Genomic DNA, 20178 nt, shown 5'->3' with positions numbered 1-20178 from the left:
ATTACTGCTCTTTAAGTTTGTTTCTGAGTACAAGCTGCAGGATGCCGCCGTTGCGGTAGTAGTCCACTTCTACTTCTGAATCGAAGCGTGCCTTGACTTTGAACTCAGTCTTCTTGCCGTCCTGGTTCGTCGCTACAGCATCAAGGATGTGGCCAGGCATGACATCTTCACCGACTTGGATGTCGAATGTCTCGCTGCCGTCAAAGCCGAGTGAATCTGCATCTTCCCCATCGACGAACTGGAGTGGGAGGACGCCCATCATTACGAGGTTCGAACGGTGGATACGCTCATAGCTTGCTGCGATGACCGCTTTGACACCGAGGAGGTTCGTACCTTTGGCTGCCCAGTCACGGCTGGAGCCCATACCGTAGTCGTCTCCTGCGATGACCACGAGTCCCGTGCCATCCTGCTGATATTTCATTGCAGCATCATAGATGCTCATGACTTCACCAGTCGGCCAGTACGTTGTGAATCCGCCCTCTTTGCCGTCCGCAATCTGGTTGCGGATACGGATGTTGGCGAATGTACCGCGGAGCATCACTTCGTGGTTTCCGCGTCGGGAACCATATGAGTTGAAGTTCCTTGGGGATACACCCTGCTCGATCAGCCATTTTCCGGCAGGTGTATCCTTGCCGATCGCACCCGCAGGTGAGATGTGGTCTGTCGTTACGGAGTCGCCGAACTTGCCGAGTACACGCAGGCCATTCAGTGATTCCACTTTGCCCGGTTCTGTGGACAGGTTCTGGAAGAATGATGGGTTCTGGATGTACGTGGACTCCGGATCGAAGTCGTAGAGCGGTGCATCCGTCGTTTCGATGTTGTTCCAGATTTCGTTGGCATCGAATACCCTTTCGTACTCTTTTCTGAAGAGCTCAGGGCTGACGTTGCTCATTACTGCATCCTTGACTTCCTGGGTGGATGGCCAGATATCCTTCATGAAGACATCGTTGCCGTCCTTGTCCTTACCGAGCGGTTCATTGCGCAGATCGATGTCTACTGTACCGGCAAGCGCATATGCCACGATCAGTGGAGGTGAAGCAAGATAGTTGGCTTTGACGAGCGGGTGGATCCTGCCTTCAAAGTTACGGTTTCCGGACAGCACTGAACTTACAAGCAGATCGCTTTCAGTGATTGCTTCTGTAATTTCAGGAAGCAGTGGACCGGAGTTTCCGATACATGTCGTACAGCCGTAACCTACGAGGTTGAAGCCGAGCTTATCCATGTATTCCTGCAGGCCGGAGTCTTCAAGGTAGCCGGTAACGACTTTGGAGCCTGGTGCCAGTGAAGTCTTCACATATGCTGGAACCTCGAGGCCTTTTTCAACCGCTTTCTTTGCGACCAGACCCGCACCCAGCATGACATAAGGGTTGGATGTGTTCGTACATGAAGTGATGGCGGCAATGGCGAGGTCGCCGGTCTTCATTTCTACTTCCCTGCCATCGTTGAATTTGATCGTCGTCTTCTTGTCGAATTCGGATTCGTCCAGACCATGGCCATGGTTGCCGCTTTCCGCAGTCACTGATTTCCTGTACTCCTTCTTCATGTCGGAGAGCTGGATCAGATCCTGTGGACGCTTTGGTCCAGCAAGTGCAGGCTCAACAGTGGAGAGGTCGAGGTCGACGACTTCGCTGTAGACTGGTTCATTTGCAGGATCGAAGAACATGTCATTCTCCTGCAGATACTTTTTGACGATATCGATATGTTCTTCACTGCGTCCTGTGAGCTTCATGTATTCTAGCGTTTCATCATCAACAGGGAAGAAGCCGCATGTTGCACCATATTCAGGCGCCATGTTTGCAATCGTCGCCCTGTCGGCAAGCGGAAGTTCAGTGACGCCCTGGCCGAAGAATTCGACAAACTTGCCTACAACACCATGTTTGCGCAGCAGTTCAGTGACGCGCAGTGCAAGGTCTGTTGCAGTGGCACCTTCCGGCAGTCCATTCGTCATGCGTACCCCAACGACTTCAGGTACAGGGAAGTAGGATGGCTGTCCGAGCATTCCGGCTTCAGCCTCGATGCCGCCGACACCCCAGCCAAGGACGCCGAGACCATTGATCATGGTAGTGTGGGAATCCGTACCGACAAGTGTATCAGGGAACGTGACGCGTTCATCGCCGTCTTCCTTGACATGGACAACGTTCGCCAGGTACTCGAGGTTGACCTGGTGGACGATACCTGTTGCTGGCGGAACAGCTTTGTAGTTGTCGAATGCCTTCGTTGCCCAGTGCAGGAATTCATAGCGTTCCTGGTTCCTTTCGAACTCGAGCTCCATGTTCAATCTGAGTGCATCATCGGTACCATAGGCATCCACCTGTACGGAGTGGTCGATGACGAGATCGACAGGCACTTCAGGATTGATCTTCTGTACATCCCCGCCTACATCATCCATTGCCTTCCTGAGTGATGCCAGGTCGACGACCGCAGGCACACCGGTAAAGTCCTGGAGAATGACACGTGAAGGTTTGAATGGCACTTCTTTTCCTTGGTGGTCGCCTTTATCCCAAGTTGCCAGAGATTCGATATGTTCATCTTTGATGACACTGCCATCGTACTGGCGCAGTACCGATTCAAGCAGTACTCTGACGGAGTATGGCAATTTGTGTGTTTCGGACATGCCCCGTTCAGTCAATGTCTTCAGACTATAGTAGTTATAGTCCTTGCCGCCGACATTGAACGACTTCCTGGCAGCTTCATTAACATTTTGACTCATTGTAATAGCCCCCTATCAATATTCCAGTCATAAGACCGTTCGTATCAATTGTATATCTTTACATAAGGGATGTAAACGCCGTCCCTGTCAATTCTGCCATAATTTCGATACAAAAAGATGACCTATAGCAATAAGTATAACTTATCTCTATAGGTCATCATCATAACTATATATTAACCTTAACTCTAGTTTACCCTAGCCTTCATTGTTCTCTCTTCTCAATTTCGCCTCATGATCTTCCATCAGCTTCTCATACTCCGTACCTTTGTAGTCCGGCTCGATGAGGAGGTTCAATGACCTCTGCTCTTTTGCGATATCCTTGTATGTCGCAATCATCATGAGTATCAGAATGAGCGAGAATGGGAATGCCGAGATGATTGAAGATGCCTGCAATGCCGTCAGGCCGCCACCCATAAGGAGTACGACGGCAATCATCACCTGGGCGACACCCCAGATCATCTTGACCCTGTTGGATGGTGTCAGGGAGCCATTCGTCGTCTGCATGCCCAGTACGAATGTAGCGGAGTCTGCAGATGTGATGAAGAACGTCCCGATCAGCAGCACGGCTACGAGTGAAACGATGAAGCCGAGCGGCATGTTATTGAACATTTCAAACAATACTGTTTCAGTCGCAAGGTCGGAGAAACCGCCAACCTGTCTATCGGATTCAATGGCAGTGACGCCGAATATGCTGAACCATAGGAAGCTGACGACTGCCGGGCCGACCATGACCGCGAGGACGAATTCACGGATTGTGCGTCCACGGGAGACACGGGCGATGAAGATGCCGACGAACGGACTCCATGCCATCCACCAGCCCCAGTAGTAGATCGTCCATGCACCAAGCCAGTCATTCTTCTCCTGGTTCAGTGGTGCAACATCGTAGCTCATGTTGATGAAGTTGCTTACCATGCCGCCGAATGTATCCGTCCACATGTTCAGGATGAGTACGGTCGGTCCGAGTACCAGTGTGAATATCATCAGCAGGCCGGCAAGTACCATGTTTGCATTACTGAGGTACTGGATGCCTTTCGACAGGCCGGTCCATGCACTGTACATGAACAGTACCGTGATCACGGCGATGATGATGATCTGTACATAGATGTTGTTCGGGATGCCGAACAGGTAGCTCAGGCCGCCGTTGATCTGCATGACACCAAGACCAAGTGATGTCGCAACACCGGCAATCGTCGCAAATACAGCGAGTACATCGATGGCTGTACCGATCGGTCCATCCACGTGTTTGCCGAGTATCGGCCTCAGGGTGCTTGAAATCAGACCCGGTTCATTTCTTCTGAACTGGGCGAACGCCAGTGCCAAGCCGACTACAGCATAGACAGCCCAAGCATGGAAGCCCCAGTGGAAGAAGGATCTTCTGAGTGCTTCCTTCATTGCGGTATCTGTGCCTGGTTCGGCTGTCGGCGGGGTGAAATAGTGGCTGATCGGTTCAGCCGCCCCCCAGAAGACCAGCCCAATCCCCATACCGGCACTGAACAGCATCGCAAACCATGAAGCGGTCTTGAATTCAGGCTTTTCCGTCGGCTTGCCGAGACGGATCTGCCCCATCGGTGTAAATACGAATATTAGACAGAAAGCGATGAATATGGTTGTGAGTGAAACATAGTACCAGCTGAAGTTGCTCGTAATGAACCCCTGCATCACACCTGTGACACTTTCGAAGTTTTCTGAGAAGAACACGCCATAGAGTACAAGTGCGGAAACGATGGCAAGTGCAATCCAGAAAACTGGAGTTAATCTTGATTTTTGATTCTCTTCCATTCTACTCCTCCTTTAGATGGGTTATTCCCTTTAATTACTTTTTGTAACGCAACTTACAAAACAATTATTGATGTTAACACATCATCTGGAGTCTAGCAAATATACATCCACTCTACATTCAAGTATATATCAACAGCGCTGTAAATAAAGTATTATGCCCTCTTGCAAGTACGGACTTTTACTGTATGATGGATGCTGGACCGATAAATAAAAATTCGGAGGAATCATCATGTGGCAGGAATTCAAGGACTTCATACTCAGGGGCAATGTACTGGATCTTGCAGTCGCCGTCGTCATTGGTGCGGCATTCAGCAAAATCGTCACTGCACTCGTAGAAAACATCATCATGCCGTCGATTGCACTGATATTCGGCAACACCGACTTCACATCGGAATGGGCATACAAGGGGATCACCTATGGCGTCTTCATCCAGGCGATCATAGACTTCCTCATCATAGCAGCAGCAATATTCGTATTCATCAAAGCCGTCAATCTCCTGACGCGGAACCACTTCGTCGAGGAGGCGGCCGAAGATGAGCAGACGGTGCTGCTCAGGGAGATCAGGGACGCACTGAAAAAGGAAGATGCAAGTTCATGATCCATCAGAAAAGGCCGGCGTAACCGCCGGCCTTTTCATGTACTATGAGATGCCGAGGATCGTTGCAGCAACGAGTGCTGCGGCAGCGATGATGAGCCACATCAGCGTCAATTTCCAGACGAACCGGACCCATTTGATGTATGGGATGCCTGAAACGGCCAGAACCCCCATGAGCGAGGCCGACGTCGGTATGATCGTATTCGTGATTGCATCCCCGTATTGATAGGCAAGTACGGCGACCTGCCTCGGAATTTCCTGCAGATCGGCGATCGGCGTCATGATCGGCATCGTCGTCATCGCCTGGCCGGACCCGGACGGGATGAAGAAGTTGATCACGACCTGTATGACAAGCATCCCGAGCGCCGTAATGGATGGCGGCAGGAAGTCGAGCACACTGCTCATTCCATTGATGACCGAATCTATGATGACGCCGGACTCGAGCACCACCACAATGGCCCTTGCAAACCCGACGATGATCGCTCCATAGACGACAAGCTTCATGCCGTCGATGAATGCATCAAATATATCGTTGATCTTCATGCCGCCGACAAGGCCGGCGATGAGGCCGATCACAAAGAAGTTTGCGGAAAGTTCGGTCAGGAACCACCCATGCTGGAATATGCCATAGATATTGATGATGATTCCGGCTGCAAACGTGATGAGGATCATGATGTGCCGTTTTTTGAGTTCGTCGAAATTCATGACATCATCCGTAAAGTTCACATGCCCTTTCTGCGCTTCCTCATAGACCAGGCTCGACTCCGGTTTCCGCTTCACCTTCTTCGCATAATGCATGACATAAAGGATGGCAATGCCCAGCACAAAGAAATAGACGACACCCCGGAACTGCCAGCCCGAGAAGATGGTCAATTCGGCGATTTCCTGCGCAATCCCCACGGTAAAGGGGTTGAGCATGCCGCCGATGAAGCCTGAAGCTGCTCCGAGCGTCACCATGGCGGTCCCTACCATCGCATCATACCCGAGGGCTGTCGCCAGCACGATGCCGATTGGAACGAAGATGATGGCCTCCTCCGCCATACCAGTAGTGAAGCCCAGAATGGAGAATACAAGCATGATGACCGGTATCATCAGCCTTTCATTCCCCTTGACCATGATCATCACCTTCTGGATGGCCGCTTCTATGGCACCTGTCGCGCGGATGATGCCGAAGGCGCCACCGACCAGGAATATGTAGAAGATGATGTTCGCCCCGTCGATCAGGCCTGTCGGGATGGCCTTGAACAGTTCGAAGAATGAAACCGGACTCTGCTCTACACCCGTGTAGCTTCCGGGTACGACTTCTGTCCGATCCCCCACCTCGACCCGTTCGAATTCCCCGGCCGGGATGACATAGCTGAGTGCTGCTGCAATGATGACGACTGAAAATAGAATTGCATAAGTATGCGGAAATCTGAACCCCGCAGGGCTCTGTTCTGCTTTTTCTTCTTTATCCATATGATCTCCCTCCACATTCTGATGATTCCATTATACATTTATTAAAAAATATAAAAAAGACTGAATTATTTGGAGACTTTTTATATGCGCTTGCCATCTCCCATCACTCAAGTATAATTAATGGCATCAACAGCACAGGAGGCATATAAATGAAATACATAAAAGTACCCCATGCTTTCGTCCTCATCTACTCCATCGTCATTCTGGCGATGCTCCTCAGCTACATCATCCCGGCTGGGGAATACGACCGGACGGAGAATGAGAACGGCATCCTCGTGGTGGACGAAACTTCTTTCGAGTTCACTGAACAGAGCCCCGTCCACTGGACTGAAATATTCCGCGTCGTCCCTGCAGGCATGACGGATGCTGCAGGCATCATATTCCTGATCTTCATCATCGGCGGCGCATTCGGTATGATCAATGGCACCGGGGCGATAGAAGCAGGCATCAACAAGGTGGTCTCGCTGCTCAAGAACCGCGAAATCATACTCATACCACTGACGATGCTCATATTCTCACTGGGCGGTGCCACATTCGGCATGGCCGAATCCACCCTGATATTCATTCCGATGGGCATCATGCTTGCACGCTCCCTCGGCATGGATGCCATGACCGGCATGGCCATGGTCGCACTCGGGGCCGCAGCAGGATTTGCAGGCGGGTTCATGAACATATTCACGGTCGGTGTGGCACAGGAAGTCGCCGGCCTGCCCCTGTTCTCAGGGATGTTCTACAGGATCATCATCCAGGTCGTATTCGTCATCATTGCCGCCTTCTTCGTATACCGGTACGGCAAACGTGTCCAACGCGACATGAACAACAGCTATGTATATCGACTTGAGAAGAATGCACAGGCGGAATCCTACGAATTCAAGACGCTGACATCAAGGCATATATTCGTCCTCCTGATCATACTGGCTGGATTCGGCCTCATCATCTATGGGGTCGTCCAGGGCTGGTCGACGGGCACCGATCTTGCAGCAATATTCCTTGCCATGGGCATCTTCTCCGGCCTGGTCGGAGGCAACACCCCGAACGGGATCGCCGAAGACTTCATCAAGGGCGCTAAGGAAGTCACATTCGGCGCGCTCATCGTCGGGCTGGCCAGGTGCATCCTGCTCATACTGGAGGACGGCACCATCATCGATACGGTCATTTTCTCCGTCAGCTCCATCCTGGAGGGGCTGCCTGCCTCCATAGCCGCGGTCGGCATGTTCTTCACCCAGTTCATCATAAACTTCTTCATCCCATCCGGTTCCGGACAGGCGGCCACCACCATCCCGCTGATGGCACCCATCGGGGATATCGTGGGTGTGCCCAGACAATCGGTGGTCCTCGCATTCCAGATGGGGGATGGGCTGTCGAACTACCTGTTCCCGACTTCGGCCATACTGATGGCAGGACTCAGCATCGCCAATATCCCATATGAGAAATGGCTCAGGTTCGTCTGGCCGATCATGCTCGTATGGATCATTGCATGTTCCGCCTTCATGGTCATCAGCCTCTGGATCGGCTACGGGCCCTTCTAGCATAGAAAAAGACGATAATCCTAATGGATTATCGTCTTTTTGCATTGTAGTGCTGCTTGATTTCACTGATGAAGTAGAGGCTTCCCGTCACAAGCAGAATATCCCCCTCGAACGCTTCAATGAACTGGATGTGGTCATCCACCATCGACCGGTTCGGATGCTTCACCTTGTCATAGATCTCCTCTTTCGGCAGCGCCTTCGGAAAATCGAAGTCCGTGACGCTGAACGCATCCGCAATCCCTTCAAGCTTCTCCACCATCGTGGAGAGCGGCTTCCCTTCTATCGCAGAGAAGAGCACAGTAATCTCCCTGTCCGGATACTGCCTGCCGATAGTCTCCACCAGGGCCTCGACAGCTTCATTATTATGGGCGCCGTCTATGATCACCAGCGGATCTTCGCTCAAGGTCTCGATGCGTCCAGGCCATGTGGTCTCTTCCATGGCCCGGATCATCAGGTTCCAGTCGAGGACGGCCTTCCCCCTTTCATGCAGTTCGATCAGGGCAGCTATGGCGAGGGAGGCATTCTCCTTCTGATGCCTGCCCGCCATGCTCAGGCGGATGTCCTGGAAATCATAGGTGCCATACTGGAACTGGAACTCGCCATTCTCGGGAATCATGATGATGTCCCGGTTCAGTTCGATCCCCTTCGCATGATTCTCTTCAAGCACCTTATGGATGTATTCGCGCGACACATCATCCTTGATGCTGAAGACGAGCGGGATCCCCGGCTTGATGACGCCGCTCTTGTCCTTGGCGATATCCAGCAGGCTGTCCCCAAGTATGCTCGTATGATCAAGCCCGATGCTTGTCAATACCGTCATGATCGGCTGGAATACGTTTGTCGAATCGTTCTTTCCACCAAGCCCGGCCTCAACGATCACGTAGTCCACCGAATGCATCTTTCCAAAATAGATGAACATCATCATCGTGATGATTTCAAACTCTGTTGCGGTGCCGAGATCCGTCTCGGCCTCCAGCGCTTCACTCACCGGTTTGACGATTTCGACCAGAGCGACGATGTCATCATCCGGTATCGGCGTGCCGTCCACTGAAATCCGTTCGTTGAATGTCTCAATGTACGGAGAGGTGAACGTCCCTACAGTGTAGCCATTATGGTTCAGTGCATTCCGCATGTAGGAGACCGTGGATCCCTTGCCGTTCGTGCCCACTACATGTATGCCATTGATGTTTTGTTCCGGATTCTCCAGACGTTCAAGCATCCACTCCATGCGGCGGACACCCGGTTTGATGCCAAATTTCATTCTTTCATGAATCCAATTCAATCCTTCTTGGTAGCTCATCGCCTATCCCTTTCTTTTCAGATTATCCAGCCTTTCCCTGACTTCATTGAACTGGGACTGGTAGCCGATCTGTTTCTCTTTTTCCTTTTCCACGACATCTGCCGGTGCATTCGCAACGAACTTTTCGTTGGAGAGCTTGCCGTCGACACGTTTCAGTTCACCCTCAAGGCGCTTCAGCTCGCCTTCGAGGCGTGCAATCTCCTCCTGCATATCTATCAGGCCGGACAATGGCAGTATGATGGTCGCGCCATTCACTACATCCGTCTTCACATCCTCTTCTGACACGATTTCAGAAGAGATTTCGAGGGACGACGGGTTGCAGAACCTTTCGATGTAGTGCCTGTTGTTCTCGATGAGTTCCCGGCGTGCTGCGTCCTTGACTTCTATGGATATGTCTATCGGCTTCGACAGCGGCGTGTTGACTTCATTTCTCGTCTGGCGGACGGATTTGATGATGTCGACGAGCAGTGCCATGGCATCCTCGGAAGTCGGATTGCTGAGGTGTGTATGCGCCTTCGCCCACTCGCTTGTGACGATCGTCCTGCCCGGCTCTATCGTCTGATAGATCTCTTCCGTCACGAATGGCATGAATGGATGGAGCATCTTCAGTATATTGTCCAGTGTATGGAGCAGCACGGAGCGTGTCATCGCCTTCTCTGCATCAGTACCTTCAGTCATCGGCACTTTCGCCATTTCGATGTACCAGTCACAGAAATCATCCCAGATGAAGTTGTACAGCAGACGGCCGGCTTCACCGAATTCGTAGCGTTCGGACAGCTGGGTGACATTGCCGATCGTTTCATTCAGCCGCGTCAGTATCCATTCGTCGGCCAATGATTTTTCACCTTCGAGATTGATGTCGTCCATGCCGAAGTCCTCGCCGATGTTCATCAGGCTGAAGCGCGAGGCGTTCCAAATTTTATTGATGAAGTTCCAGACGGATTCGACTTTTTCGTCGGAATATCTGAGATCGTGTCCCGGTGTTGTTCCTGTGGACAGGAAGTAGCGCAGGGCATCTGCTCCGTATTTTTCGATGACATCCATCGGATCGACACCATTGCCGAGGGATTTGGACATCTTCCGGTTCTGCTCATCCCTCACCAGACCATGGAGCAGTACATCATCGAACGGATTCTCACCTGTATGCTCAAGGGAGGAGAAGATCATCCGCGCCACCCAGAAGAAGATGATGTCGTACCCGGTCACGAGTACATTGGTCGGGAAGAACTTCTTCAGATCTTCCGTCTCTTCAGGCCATCCCATCGTGGAAAATGGCCATAGTGCGCTTGAGAACCATGTATCCAGCACATCTTCGTCCTGGACCCAGTTGTCTGCGTCCGCCGGCGGTTCCATGCCGACATGCATCTCTCCGGAGTCTTTATGATACCAGGCCGGAATCTGGTGTCCCCACCAGAGCTGGCGGGAAATGCACCAGTCGCGGATATCTTCCATCCAGCGGCGGAATGTCGCATCGAAGCGCTCGGGTACGAAGTTGATCGCATTATCGGAATCCTGATTGTCCAGGCTCTTTTTGGCAAGGTCGTCCATCTTGACGAACCATTGTGTGGACAGGTAGGGCTCGACGACAGCTCCGCTGCGCTCGGAATGTCCGACCGAGTGGATATGCGGCTCCACCTTGATCAGGTAGCTTTCCGCCTCGAGATCCTTGACCAGTGCCTTGCGGCATTCGAAACGGTCCATGCCTGCATATCTGCCTGCAAGGTCGTTCATCGAACCGTCCTCATTCATGACATTGATTCGCTTCAGCTCGTGGCGTTCGCCAAGCGCAAAGTCGTTCGGGTCGTGTGCCGGCGTCACCTTCATCACACCGGTACCGAATTCCATATCGACATACGGATCTGCGATGATCGGCAGTTCCCGTTCCATGATCGGCAGCGTTACGGTCTTGCCGATGTACTCCTTGTAGCGGTCATCGTCGGGATGGACGACGATCGCCGTATCACCAAGCATCGTCTCCGGGCGTGTCGTTGCGATTTCAAGATGATTGCCGTCAGGGAGCGGGTACTTCACATGATAAAAGTTCCCTTCAACTTCCTTATGGATGACCTCGATGTCACTCAGGGCAGTCTGTGTTGCCGGGTCCCAGTTGATGATGTATTCACCGCGGTAGATCATCCCCTTGTTGTACATGTCGACGAAGACCTTCCGCACCGCTTTCGACAGGCCTTCATCCATCGTAAAGCGTTCCTTGTCATAATCGAGGCCCAGGCCGAGCTTCTCCCACTGGCTGCGGATGAAATCGGCATACTCCTCCTTCCAGTCCCATGCACGTTCAAGGAATTTTTCCCTGCCGAGCTCATGACGGGTGACGCCCTGCTCGCGCAGGCGCGCTTCCACCTTCGCCTGTGTGGCGATGCCTGCATGGTCCATGCCGGGCAGGTAGAGGACCTCATAGCCTTGCATGCGCTTCATGCGCGTGATGATATCCTGCAGTGTCGTATCCCAGGCATGGCCGAGGTGCAGTTTCCCCGTCACATTCGGCGGCGGAATGACGATGGAGTACGGCGGCTTGTCTGAAGACGCATCGGACTTGAAATATCCGGCTTCCACCCATTTTTCATATTTACCTTCTTCAACCGTTTTTGGATCGTACTTCTTGGACATTTCCATAACATTCTCTCCTTTAGACAAAATAAAAAGCTTCCTGTCCATGACTATAGGACGGAAGCTCCGCGGTACCACCTAGATTCAGCATGAAATGCTGCACTCGAGACGATTAACGCTCATCCCACGTCAGGCCCTACTTTGGTTCAGGACTGATCTATGCAGACTACTTTCATGGCATACTTCGGCATGTTCACAGCATCCACATGCTCTCTGTAACCCGTACACCACTACTCTCCTGCCTTCATCTATTGCATTAATTTTATAGTATTCCAACACCCGGGCGCTGTCAAGCCCCATCATCCGCATGCTGGCGCCGGCGCCTGTTCCGCCTCAGAAGATAGTTTATGAGGGGGGCGATGATCAGGAGGATGAAGAAGATCCTGAATATGTGATAGCTGGAGATCATCGCCGTGTTCGCCCCCATTTCAACAGCTACGATGATGATCTGTCCGATGCCGCCGGGTGCCGCACTCAGGAACAGATCGGTGAAATTATGGTCTGTTACGAGCAGGAACATCAGCACGATGCCCATCGTCCCTGCAATCACCAGTACATTCTGTATGAACATGGCGGCGATCATCCGGCTGTTCAGCTGGGTGATGAGCGCCGACAGCTGGACGCCGATCCGGATGCCGAAGAACAGCTGTGCTGCATACATGAACTCCGTGTCGACCGAAAATGTATAGTCCGTGGCCATGTTCCAGCCGAGTATGGCCAGCATCGGCCCCATCATGAATGGGACGGGGAACTTCAATTTCATCAGTATGAGGATGATGACGGGAACCGCTGCAATGATCCAGAGCATATCCCATGTCACGACTGAGAGGAGGGGTGCAGCAGTTTCATTCAGTTCAGAAGTTCCCTGCCCTTTCGTGAGGCTCGCGATCAGCGGTACGAATATGACGACGAGTACGATGCGGGACATCTGCGTCATCGTGACGAGCAGCAGATCTGCACGCTTCTCCTCCTCTGCCATCACAATCATCTGTGACAATGCCCCCGGAATCGAGGAAAGGACCGCCGTCTCCATTGTACAGCCGGTCATCTTCATGAAGAACCGCGCCAGAATCAGGCTCAGAATGATGATGAACAGTGAAATCAGGATGATGTTCATGTAGTCGTCTGCCATATCACTGAGTGTCTGCAGAGTGAAGGCGGATCCGATCTCCGCCCCGATGATGACGAGGCCGACGTTGCCGAGCCATCTCGGATAATGGAACGCCTTCGTCACCAGCCTGTAGAACAGGACTGTTGCCATCATTGCTCCGAAAAGCCATGGCAGCACCATGCCCACCCACTGGAGCAGGGCAGACAGGACGATTGCAGCGATGAACAGGAAGACCAGGTTCATATATTTCATCGGACCTGCCCCCTCCCCTTGATTATTTCGGAATCCAAAACAATATCCACGCATAATGCAACCCCGCCCAGTATCCACTGCTGCGGGGTTGTATCAGGATTCATTCTAGTTGCCTTCAGAGGTCTCTTCCTCTGAATCCCCAGATCCAGAATCCTCTTCTGTAGTTTCTTCCTCTGAATCACCGGATGCGTCCTCTTCAGTACTTTCCTCTTCTTCAGATCCTTCTGAACCGGAGCCTTCTTCCGTGCTCTCCTCTTCAGTCATCCCCTCTTCCTGTGTCTCCTCTTCTCCGGAAGTGGTCGATGTCGAACCATCCTCTTCATCTCCACCGCCACTGAACTGGTTGATGATCAGTGGAAGAATCAACAGGACGATGACGATTGGAATGATCCACATGAGCGGGTTCTTCTTGTTGTCCTCTTTGTGCTCGATCATTTCCCTGTTCTGACCTTCGATGTAGACTTTATCTTCATCTCTTTTGCCTTTCATGTTCATATCCTTGTCGGATATGTGCTTATCCTTGTCCTTGGCCATTCAAACTACCTCCCGTTGTATATTCTCTTCCATTATACACTTTATTCAGTGCAGATAAAATCAAAATTCACGTCTTATCTGTCCGCTGCGCGGTCGAGTGCATTTCTGAATGCATCCAGCGTCTTCCGTATATCTTCCTCTGTATGCTTGGTAGAGAGGAACATGCCTTCAAACTGGGAAGGCGGCAGGTAGACGCCTTCCTTGAGCAGTTCCTGGTACAGATTTTTGAAAAGCTCCAGATCACTCGTGTTGGCGCTGTCGAAATCCACGACTGGTCCTTCGGTAAGGAAGAAGCCGATCATCGAGCCGGCACGATTGACGGTGATCGGGTAGCCTTTTTCGCTGAATATCTCCTTCAGGCCGACTTCAAGCATGTCGCCGAGCTTATTGAAATGTTCATAGCTTTCCGGCGTCAGCTGTTTGAGCGTCTCGAGCCCTGCCGTCATCGCGAGGGGGTTCCCGGACAGTGTACCAGCCTGGTAGATGTCCCCGACGGGTGCAATGCGCTCCATGATGTCGCGCCTGCCGCCATAGGCCCCTACAGGCAGTCCGCCGCCGATCACCTTGCCGAGGCAGGTCAGGTCAGGTGTTATGCCATAATGTCCCTGGGCACTGTTGTAGTCGACACGGAAACCGGTCATGACCTCATCGAATATGAGCAGTGCATCATTCTGCTCCGTAATCTCACGGACGAACTTCAGGAACCCTTCTTTTGGAGGCACGACGCCCATGTTGCCGGCGACCGGCTCCATGATGACTGCAGCAATGTCGTCACCAAACTTGTCGAATGCCTCGGAAAGGCTTTCTTCATCGTTGTACGGTACGGTGATGGTATTCGCCGCCGTCCCTTCCGGCACACCCGGGGAATCCGGCAATCCAAGCGTCGCAACGCCGCTGCCCGCTTTGATCAGTAGGGAATCACTGTGGCCGTGGTAGCAGCCTTCGAATTTCAGTATTTTATTCTTTCCCGTAAAACCTCTCGCCAGCCTCAGTGCAGCAAGCGTCGCTTCCGTACCGGAAGAGACCATGCGGAGCATCTCGACTGAAGGTACGCGGTCGATGACGAGTTCCGCCAGTTCATTTTCAAGTGCGGTCGGCGCACCGAAGCTCGTGCCTTTCTGTGCAGCGGCAGTAAGGGCATCGACGACGGTCCTGTCACTGTGTCCAAGGATCAGTGGGCCGAAACTGAGCACGTAATCGATGTATTCATTGCCGTCCACATCATAGGTCCGCGCATCTTTCCCGTGATCGATGAAGACCGGGTCCATACCAACGGAGTTGAAAGCCCTGACAGGACTGTTCACCCCGCCGGGCATGAGGTCTTTTGCTTTTTCATAGAGTGCTTTCGATTTTTCGTACATTTCATTTCATCCCTTCATCAAGCATTCGGCATATGTCTTTGGCAAAGTATGTGATGATCATATCCGCACCTGCGCGCTTCATGGAAACCATCTGCTCCATGATGACTGACTCCTCGAGGAGTCCCATATCGACTGCGGTGCGTGTCATTGCATATTCTCCACTGACATTATAGGCGACTACCGGTACATTGGTATTGTTCCTGACATCCCTGATGATGTCAAGATAGGATAGCGCCGGTTTGACGATCATCATGTCGCATCCCTCTTCGAGGTCGCTTTCCAGTTCGCGCTGTGCCTCCAGACGGTTTGCAGGGTCCATCTGATAGGTCCTGCGGTCGCCGAAGGATGGTGTGGAATCCGCCGCATCGCGGAATGGCCCATAGAATTTGGAGGCATATTTGATTCCGTAGCTCATGATCGGTATATGGCTGTAGCCGTTGTCATCGAGCCCCTTCCTTATTTCCGTGACGAAACCGTCCATCATATTGCTCGGTGCGATGATATCGGCGCCGGCTTTTGCCTGCGAGACGGCCGTCCTGACCAGGAGCGGCAGTGTACTGTCGTTGTCGACATCCTTCGTGTCCGGATCGATGAGGCCGCAGTGGCCGTGGTCTGTATATTCACACAGGCATGTATCCAGGATGACCAGTATTTCAGGATACAATCCCTTGGAGATCCTGCACGCTTCCTGGACCACACCATGGTCATGGTAGGCACCGTGGCCTTCGGGATCCTTTTCGTCCGGTATGCCGAAGAAGATGACCGATTTGATGCCGGCTGCCTTCACTTCCTCGAGTTCTTCGTGGAGGCGGTTCAGTGAAATCTGGAAGACCCCCTTCATCGATGGCACTTCCTCCTTCACATCATCTGCTTCCACTACGAAGATCGGGTAGATCAGGTCTTCCTTTGCAACTTTCGTCTCCCTGACCATATCCCTCATAAATTCTGTCCTTCTCAGACGTCTATGTCTATCGAAATTCATTTTATACTCCCCTATCTATTCTTTCTTCAAGCATCAGGATCATATCCTCCACCGTTTCCTTCGCGGGCTGGATGGAGGATACGCCGTACTCCTCCAAAGCTTCCGCCGTCACATGTCCGATTGCAGCGACAGTCATGCCTTTGAGCATGCCGGGAGCAAACCATTTCATGAAGGTCCGGACCCCCGACGGGCTCGAGAATGTGATGCCATACGGTTTCTCCATAAGCAGCTCCTGCAGCACTTTCCTTGAAGCACCGTTGTCTGTGGGCCGATAGAGGGCGATGCGTGTCACCGTACATCCCTGTCTGCCCAGATGCTCATAAAGGAGCGGGCGTGCGCGCTCACTGACGGGATAGAGCACACGGTCACCCGGTTGGGCTGTAAAATGCGCCATGAAACCTTCCTGTGAATAATCCGGCGGCTCGAAGTCCACTGTAAAACCATGGGACTCGAGGCTCTCGCTCGTCTTTCTGCCGATGCTCGCCAGCCTGTCGAATTTGACGGAGTCCATATACGGCAGGAAGTGCTCCACCGCATTGCGGCTTGTAAGCACAAGCCAGTCATATCCATCTTCCAGCAATGATGCATCAAAAGATAGCCGTTCGGTTGTAATCAACGGTACATGATGGAGCGCAAACCTGTCCGACCGGCATTCCTGCTCCCTGCTCTGCGTCATGATGAGGAAAGGTCTAGAGCGATTCATTGATGCGGTCGATGATATCCTTTGCACCGATGCGCTCCATCTCATCAGCGACGAGGTTGCCGAGCGTATCCGGATCCTGATGGGATTTCTTGACGATATACTGCTCACTGCCATCCTCCGGCATGATCAGGCCGGTAAGGTAGAGCTCCCCATCCTCATAGGCTGCATAGCCGCCGATCGGTACCTGGCAGCTGCCGTCCATGCGCTTCAGGAAGGCGCGTTCAGCAGACGTGCATGCCGCATCCACATCCGAATGCACCTTCTGCAGCATTTCGATCAGTTCCTTATCGTCGGAACGGCACTCGATGCCGAGGGCGCCCTGGGCAATGGCCGGAATGAATGATTCCGGATCGAAGTATTCCGTGACGATATTGTCGGACCAGCCCATACGTTTAAGGCCTGCAGCTGCAAGCACGATTGCATCATATTCACCGGATTCCATCTTCTTGATGCGTGTATCGATGTTGCCGCGCACCCACTTCACTTCGATATCATCACGCATCGCAAGCAGCTGGGCGCCGCGCCTCAGGCTGCTTGTACCCACAACACTGCCTGCAGGCAGATCCTTGAAGTGGACTTTGTTGTTGGACAGGAAGGCATCCCGCATATCCTCCCGTTCAGGCACACACGCAATGGTGAAGCCTTCCGGCATGGAACTCGGCACATCCTTCAGGCTGTGGATCGCCATGTCGATCTCCTTGTCGGCGAGGGCCTGCTCTATCTCCTTGACGAAAAGGCCTTTGCCGCCGACTTTCGACAGCTGGACATCCACGATCCTGTCCCCTTTGGTCACTATTTCCTTAATTTCTATATCCATATCCGGATAATGCGACTTGAGGCTGTCGATGAACTGTCTGGACTGGGTCATCGCCAGGCCGCTGCGTCTTGAACCAACGATAAATTTTCTCATTTTGCGTCTCCTTTAATAGCTCCAGAAGTGAAAACTGGAAAGTTGTGTAATGAATAGATAGTTCAACATGCATATGATGAAGATCAGTATGTTGAACCAGGCAAACTGGTATGTGTTCTTCCTTACCTTCAGATGGAAGAAAAGCGCTGTGTACAGTATGAGCACGAACAGGGTACCAAGCACCTTGAAGTCACGGAATATTTCCGTTCCAAATATATATACGCCCCACTGCGTTCCGAGGGATATACTGATCAGCATGAACAGCACTCCGAGCACGAGCGTACGTATCATCGTCTTCTTCGCTTTCTCTACACTGAATAGTGAAAAGAAAAGACGATTGAAACGCTTCTTTTTCAGATTATCATATTGGATGATATATATCACGGCATGTATCACCGAAATGAAGTACAACACGTAGGCAAACAGCGCCAATACGATGTGGATGACGAGCAGTTCATTCATGATGGCTGAAACCTCGGTCACCCTGTTGTAGGCGACAGGTGCAAATGTATATATGGAAAACAGTATAAAGGCACAGAATACATAGAGCGAAAAGGCGATTTCCGAGTCGCTCCGGCTGTAGTGCACCAGCCCTATGATCACAACAAGGGCGGAAAATACATATATCCCTTCAAACGTCGTCTGGATGGGAATGCGGCCGAGGGCCACCCCGATATATATGAATGTGGCGACCTGCAGCACGGCGGCAATTACGACAAGATAAAAGGAAACCTTCCTGGCCAGCCGATTCCTGAAAAACAGATCGTAGCTTAGCACAGAAAGGCTCAAAAAGTATAATAACAATATAAATTCATGACTGCGGAACATCATATCCATATGGTTTCCACCTTAATCCAGAGCCAGCTCCTGCTTCCTTGCCAATCTTTTCTGATGCTGTTTCTCTTTTTCCTGCTGGCGGATGGCATCCACTTCTTCTTCGATGCCGAAGAGCTGCTCTATTTCTTCAAGTTTAGCACTTGCTTTCCGATCACCTGAAATCTCCTTGGTGTAGATGATCGGGTCCTTGAGCATCTGGTTGATGATGCTCTTCATATGCTTGGATATCACTGTACGCTCACGGTCGGTCATATCCGGCATTTTCCGCTCCACACTCTGGAATGTCTCTTCATGGATGGAGAGTGCCTTTGAACGGAGCGCCTGGATGACCGGCACTACACCAAGCATGTTTACCCACTCAGTGAACTTGTCCATGCTTTCGGCGATCATGCCTTCGATTTTTGCGGCTTCCTCCTGACGTGTGGACAGGTTGGCGTCAACCAGTCCCTGGAGGTCGTCCACGTTGTACATGTAGACATTGTCCATTCCACCCACGGTCGGGTCGATGTCACGCGGCAGCGCGATGTCCATCATGATGAGCGGCTTTCCTTTACGGGCCGACATCGCTTCCGAGACGAGCTCCTCGGTAATGACGTAGTTCCGTGCAGCAGTGCTCGAAATTACGATGTCGGCACCTGCAAGTTCCTGCTCCAGACTGTCGATGGAGGCACTTTTACCATTGAACCGGCCTGCCAAATGTTCAGCCTTCTCTTCAGACCGGTTGACGACCGTGACATTCCTGATGCCGTTCGAAGTCAGGTTCAACAGGGACTGTTCAGCCATTTCCCCCGCCCCGATGATCAGAACTTTGCTGTCGTCCACACGGGAGAATATCTTCTTGGCAAGCTCCACTGCGGCGTATGAAATGGATATCGCATTCTTGGAGATATCCGTTTCACTATGTCCGCGCTTTGCCACCGTAATCGCTTCTTTGAAAAGCTTGTTGAACATTGTGCCTGTCGTATGCTCATTTTGGGCAGTAAAGAATGCATCCCTGATCTGTCCAAGAATCTGGGTCTCTCCGAGAACCATCGATTCCAGCCCGGAGGCGACACGGTACAGATGCTCGATTGCTTCATCTCCGACTTTGACATCCGTAATCCTCTTGACCGATGCCAAGTCCAGATCGAACCAGTCGGCAAGGAACGTCTGGGAATAATACTTCCCTGTATGCACCTGGTCGCTGACGACGTAGACTTCCGTCCTGTTGCATGTGGACAGAAGTACGGCTTCAAGCACACTTTTCTGCTCCCTCAGCCTATGCAGCGCCGGGATGACTTCCTCATCCTTGAACGCCACCTTTTCTCTTTCTTCGACACTCGCTTTCCTGTAATTCAGACTCAATGCGATGACATGCATCCGAATTGCCCCCCACTATCCTATTGTGCCTCGTCTTTGGACACTTTCAATAATTATTATTTTAACAGATTGCAGGCTTATAATCCACGACACAATCTTATTTATATCAATTATAAATAAGTATTTTTTGTGA

15 protein-coding genes and 1 other annotated feature are annotated in these 20178 nt (G+C 51.8%); of the genes, 2 read left to right on the top strand and 13 right to left on the bottom strand.

The features are described 5' to 3' along the window. Window position 1: 1 nt before the first annotated feature. Window positions 2-2710, bottom strand: a complete 2709-nt coding sequence (acnA, locus tag LLU09_RS01265) for an aconitate hydratase AcnA (protein WP_228310139.1) — start codon at window positions 2708-2710, stop codon at window positions 2-4. A gap of 195 nt (window positions 2711-2905) precedes the next feature. Further along, window positions 2906-4489: a glycine betaine uptake BCCT transporter gene (locus tag LLU09_RS01260; RefSeq protein WP_228310138.1), complete on the bottom strand. Its 1584-nt coding sequence runs from the start codon at window positions 4487-4489 to the stop codon at window positions 2906-2908. Between the two features lie 229 nt (window positions 4490-4718). Between LLU09_RS01260 and mscL the strand changes: the two genes are divergently transcribed. Then, window positions 4719-5087 carry a large conductance mechanosensitive channel protein MscL gene (mscL, locus tag LLU09_RS01255; protein ID WP_228310137.1) on the top strand — a complete coding sequence of 123 codons (369 nt, stop codon included), beginning with the start codon at window positions 4719-4721 and terminating at the stop codon, window positions 5085-5087. 42 nt (window positions 5088-5129) lie between these two features. Here mscL and LLU09_RS01250 read toward each other — a convergent pair whose 3' ends face one another. Then, the gene (locus LLU09_RS01250; protein WP_228310136.1) at window positions 5130-6542 is read right to left on the bottom strand and encodes a YfcC family protein; all 1413 of its coding nucleotides are present in this window, start codon (window positions 6540-6542) and stop codon (window positions 5130-5132) included. 149 nt (window positions 6543-6691) lie between these two features. Here LLU09_RS01250 and LLU09_RS01245 point away from each other — a divergent pair, with 149 nt between their 5' ends. Then, entirely contained in the window at window positions 6692-8071 is a 1380-nt protein-coding gene (locus LLU09_RS01245) for a YfcC family protein (RefSeq protein ID WP_228310135.1), read from the top strand. Between the two features lie 28 nt (window positions 8072-8099). Here LLU09_RS01245 and LLU09_RS01240 read toward each other — a convergent pair whose 3' ends face one another. The 10 genes from LLU09_RS01240 to hemA form a co-directional block, all read right to left on the bottom strand. Beyond that, window positions 8100-9371 (bottom strand): bifunctional folylpolyglutamate synthase/dihydrofolate synthase, encoded by a 1272-nt coding sequence (locus tag LLU09_RS01240; protein ID WP_228310134.1) that lies wholly within the window; start codon window positions 9369-9371, stop codon window positions 8100-8102. A 3-nt stretch (window positions 9372-9374) separates the two neighbouring features. Then, window positions 9375-12002, bottom strand: coding sequence for a valine--tRNA ligase (locus LLU09_RS01235; RefSeq protein ID WP_228310133.1), 2628 nt, complete (start codon window positions 12000-12002; stop codon window positions 9375-9377). Between the two features lie 44 nt (window positions 12003-12046). After that, window positions 12047-12253: a binding site (T-box leader), on the bottom strand. Window positions 12254-12285: 32 nt separating this feature from the next. Further along, window positions 12286-13359, bottom strand: a complete 1074-nt coding sequence (locus LLU09_RS01230; protein WP_124009943.1) for an AbrB family transcriptional regulator — start codon at window positions 13357-13359, stop codon at window positions 12286-12288. Between the two features lie 105 nt (window positions 13360-13464). Further along, window positions 13465-13893: a cytochrome c gene (locus LLU09_RS01225; protein WP_228310132.1), complete on the bottom strand. Its 429-nt coding sequence runs from the start codon at window positions 13891-13893 to the stop codon at window positions 13465-13467. 74 nt (window positions 13894-13967) lie between these two features. Further along, a complete protein-coding gene (gene hemL / locus LLU09_RS01220) occupies window positions 13968-15254 on the bottom strand; it encodes a glutamate-1-semialdehyde 2,1-aminomutase (RefSeq protein WP_040104806.1) in 1287 nt (428 codons plus the stop codon). 1 nt (window position 15255) lies between these two features. Next, window positions 15256-16236, bottom strand: coding sequence for a porphobilinogen synthase (hemB, locus tag LLU09_RS01215; RefSeq protein ID WP_124009941.1), 981 nt, complete (start codon window positions 16234-16236; stop codon window positions 15256-15258). A gap of 1 nt (window position 16237) precedes the next feature. Further along, window positions 16238-16939 carry a uroporphyrinogen-III synthase gene (locus tag LLU09_RS01210; RefSeq protein WP_228310131.1) on the bottom strand — a complete coding sequence of 234 codons (702 nt, stop codon included), beginning with the start codon at window positions 16937-16939 and terminating at the stop codon, window positions 16238-16240. After that, window positions 16926-17849, bottom strand: a complete 924-nt coding sequence (gene hemC, locus LLU09_RS01205) for a hydroxymethylbilane synthase (RefSeq protein WP_228310130.1) — start codon at window positions 17847-17849, stop codon at window positions 16926-16928. The genes LLU09_RS01210 and hemC overlap by 14 nt, the downstream gene beginning before the upstream one ends. Before the next feature lie 12 nt (window positions 17850-17861). Further along, window positions 17862-18686, bottom strand: a complete 825-nt coding sequence (ccsA, locus tag LLU09_RS01200; protein WP_228310129.1) for a cytochrome c biogenesis protein CcsA — start codon at window positions 18684-18686, stop codon at window positions 17862-17864. A gap of 12 nt (window positions 18687-18698) precedes the next feature. Further along, entirely contained in the window at window positions 18699-20045 is a 1347-nt protein-coding gene (gene hemA, locus LLU09_RS01195; protein ID WP_228310128.1) for a glutamyl-tRNA reductase, read from the bottom strand. Between the last annotated feature and the right edge of the window lie 133 nt (window positions 20046-20178).

The sequence above is a fragment of the Salinicoccus sp. RF5 genome (assembly GCF_020786625.1).
Lineage (GTDB): Bacteria > Bacillota > Bacilli > Staphylococcales > Salinicoccaceae > Salinicoccus.
This window is presented reverse-complemented; position numbering and strand designations above follow the sequence as displayed.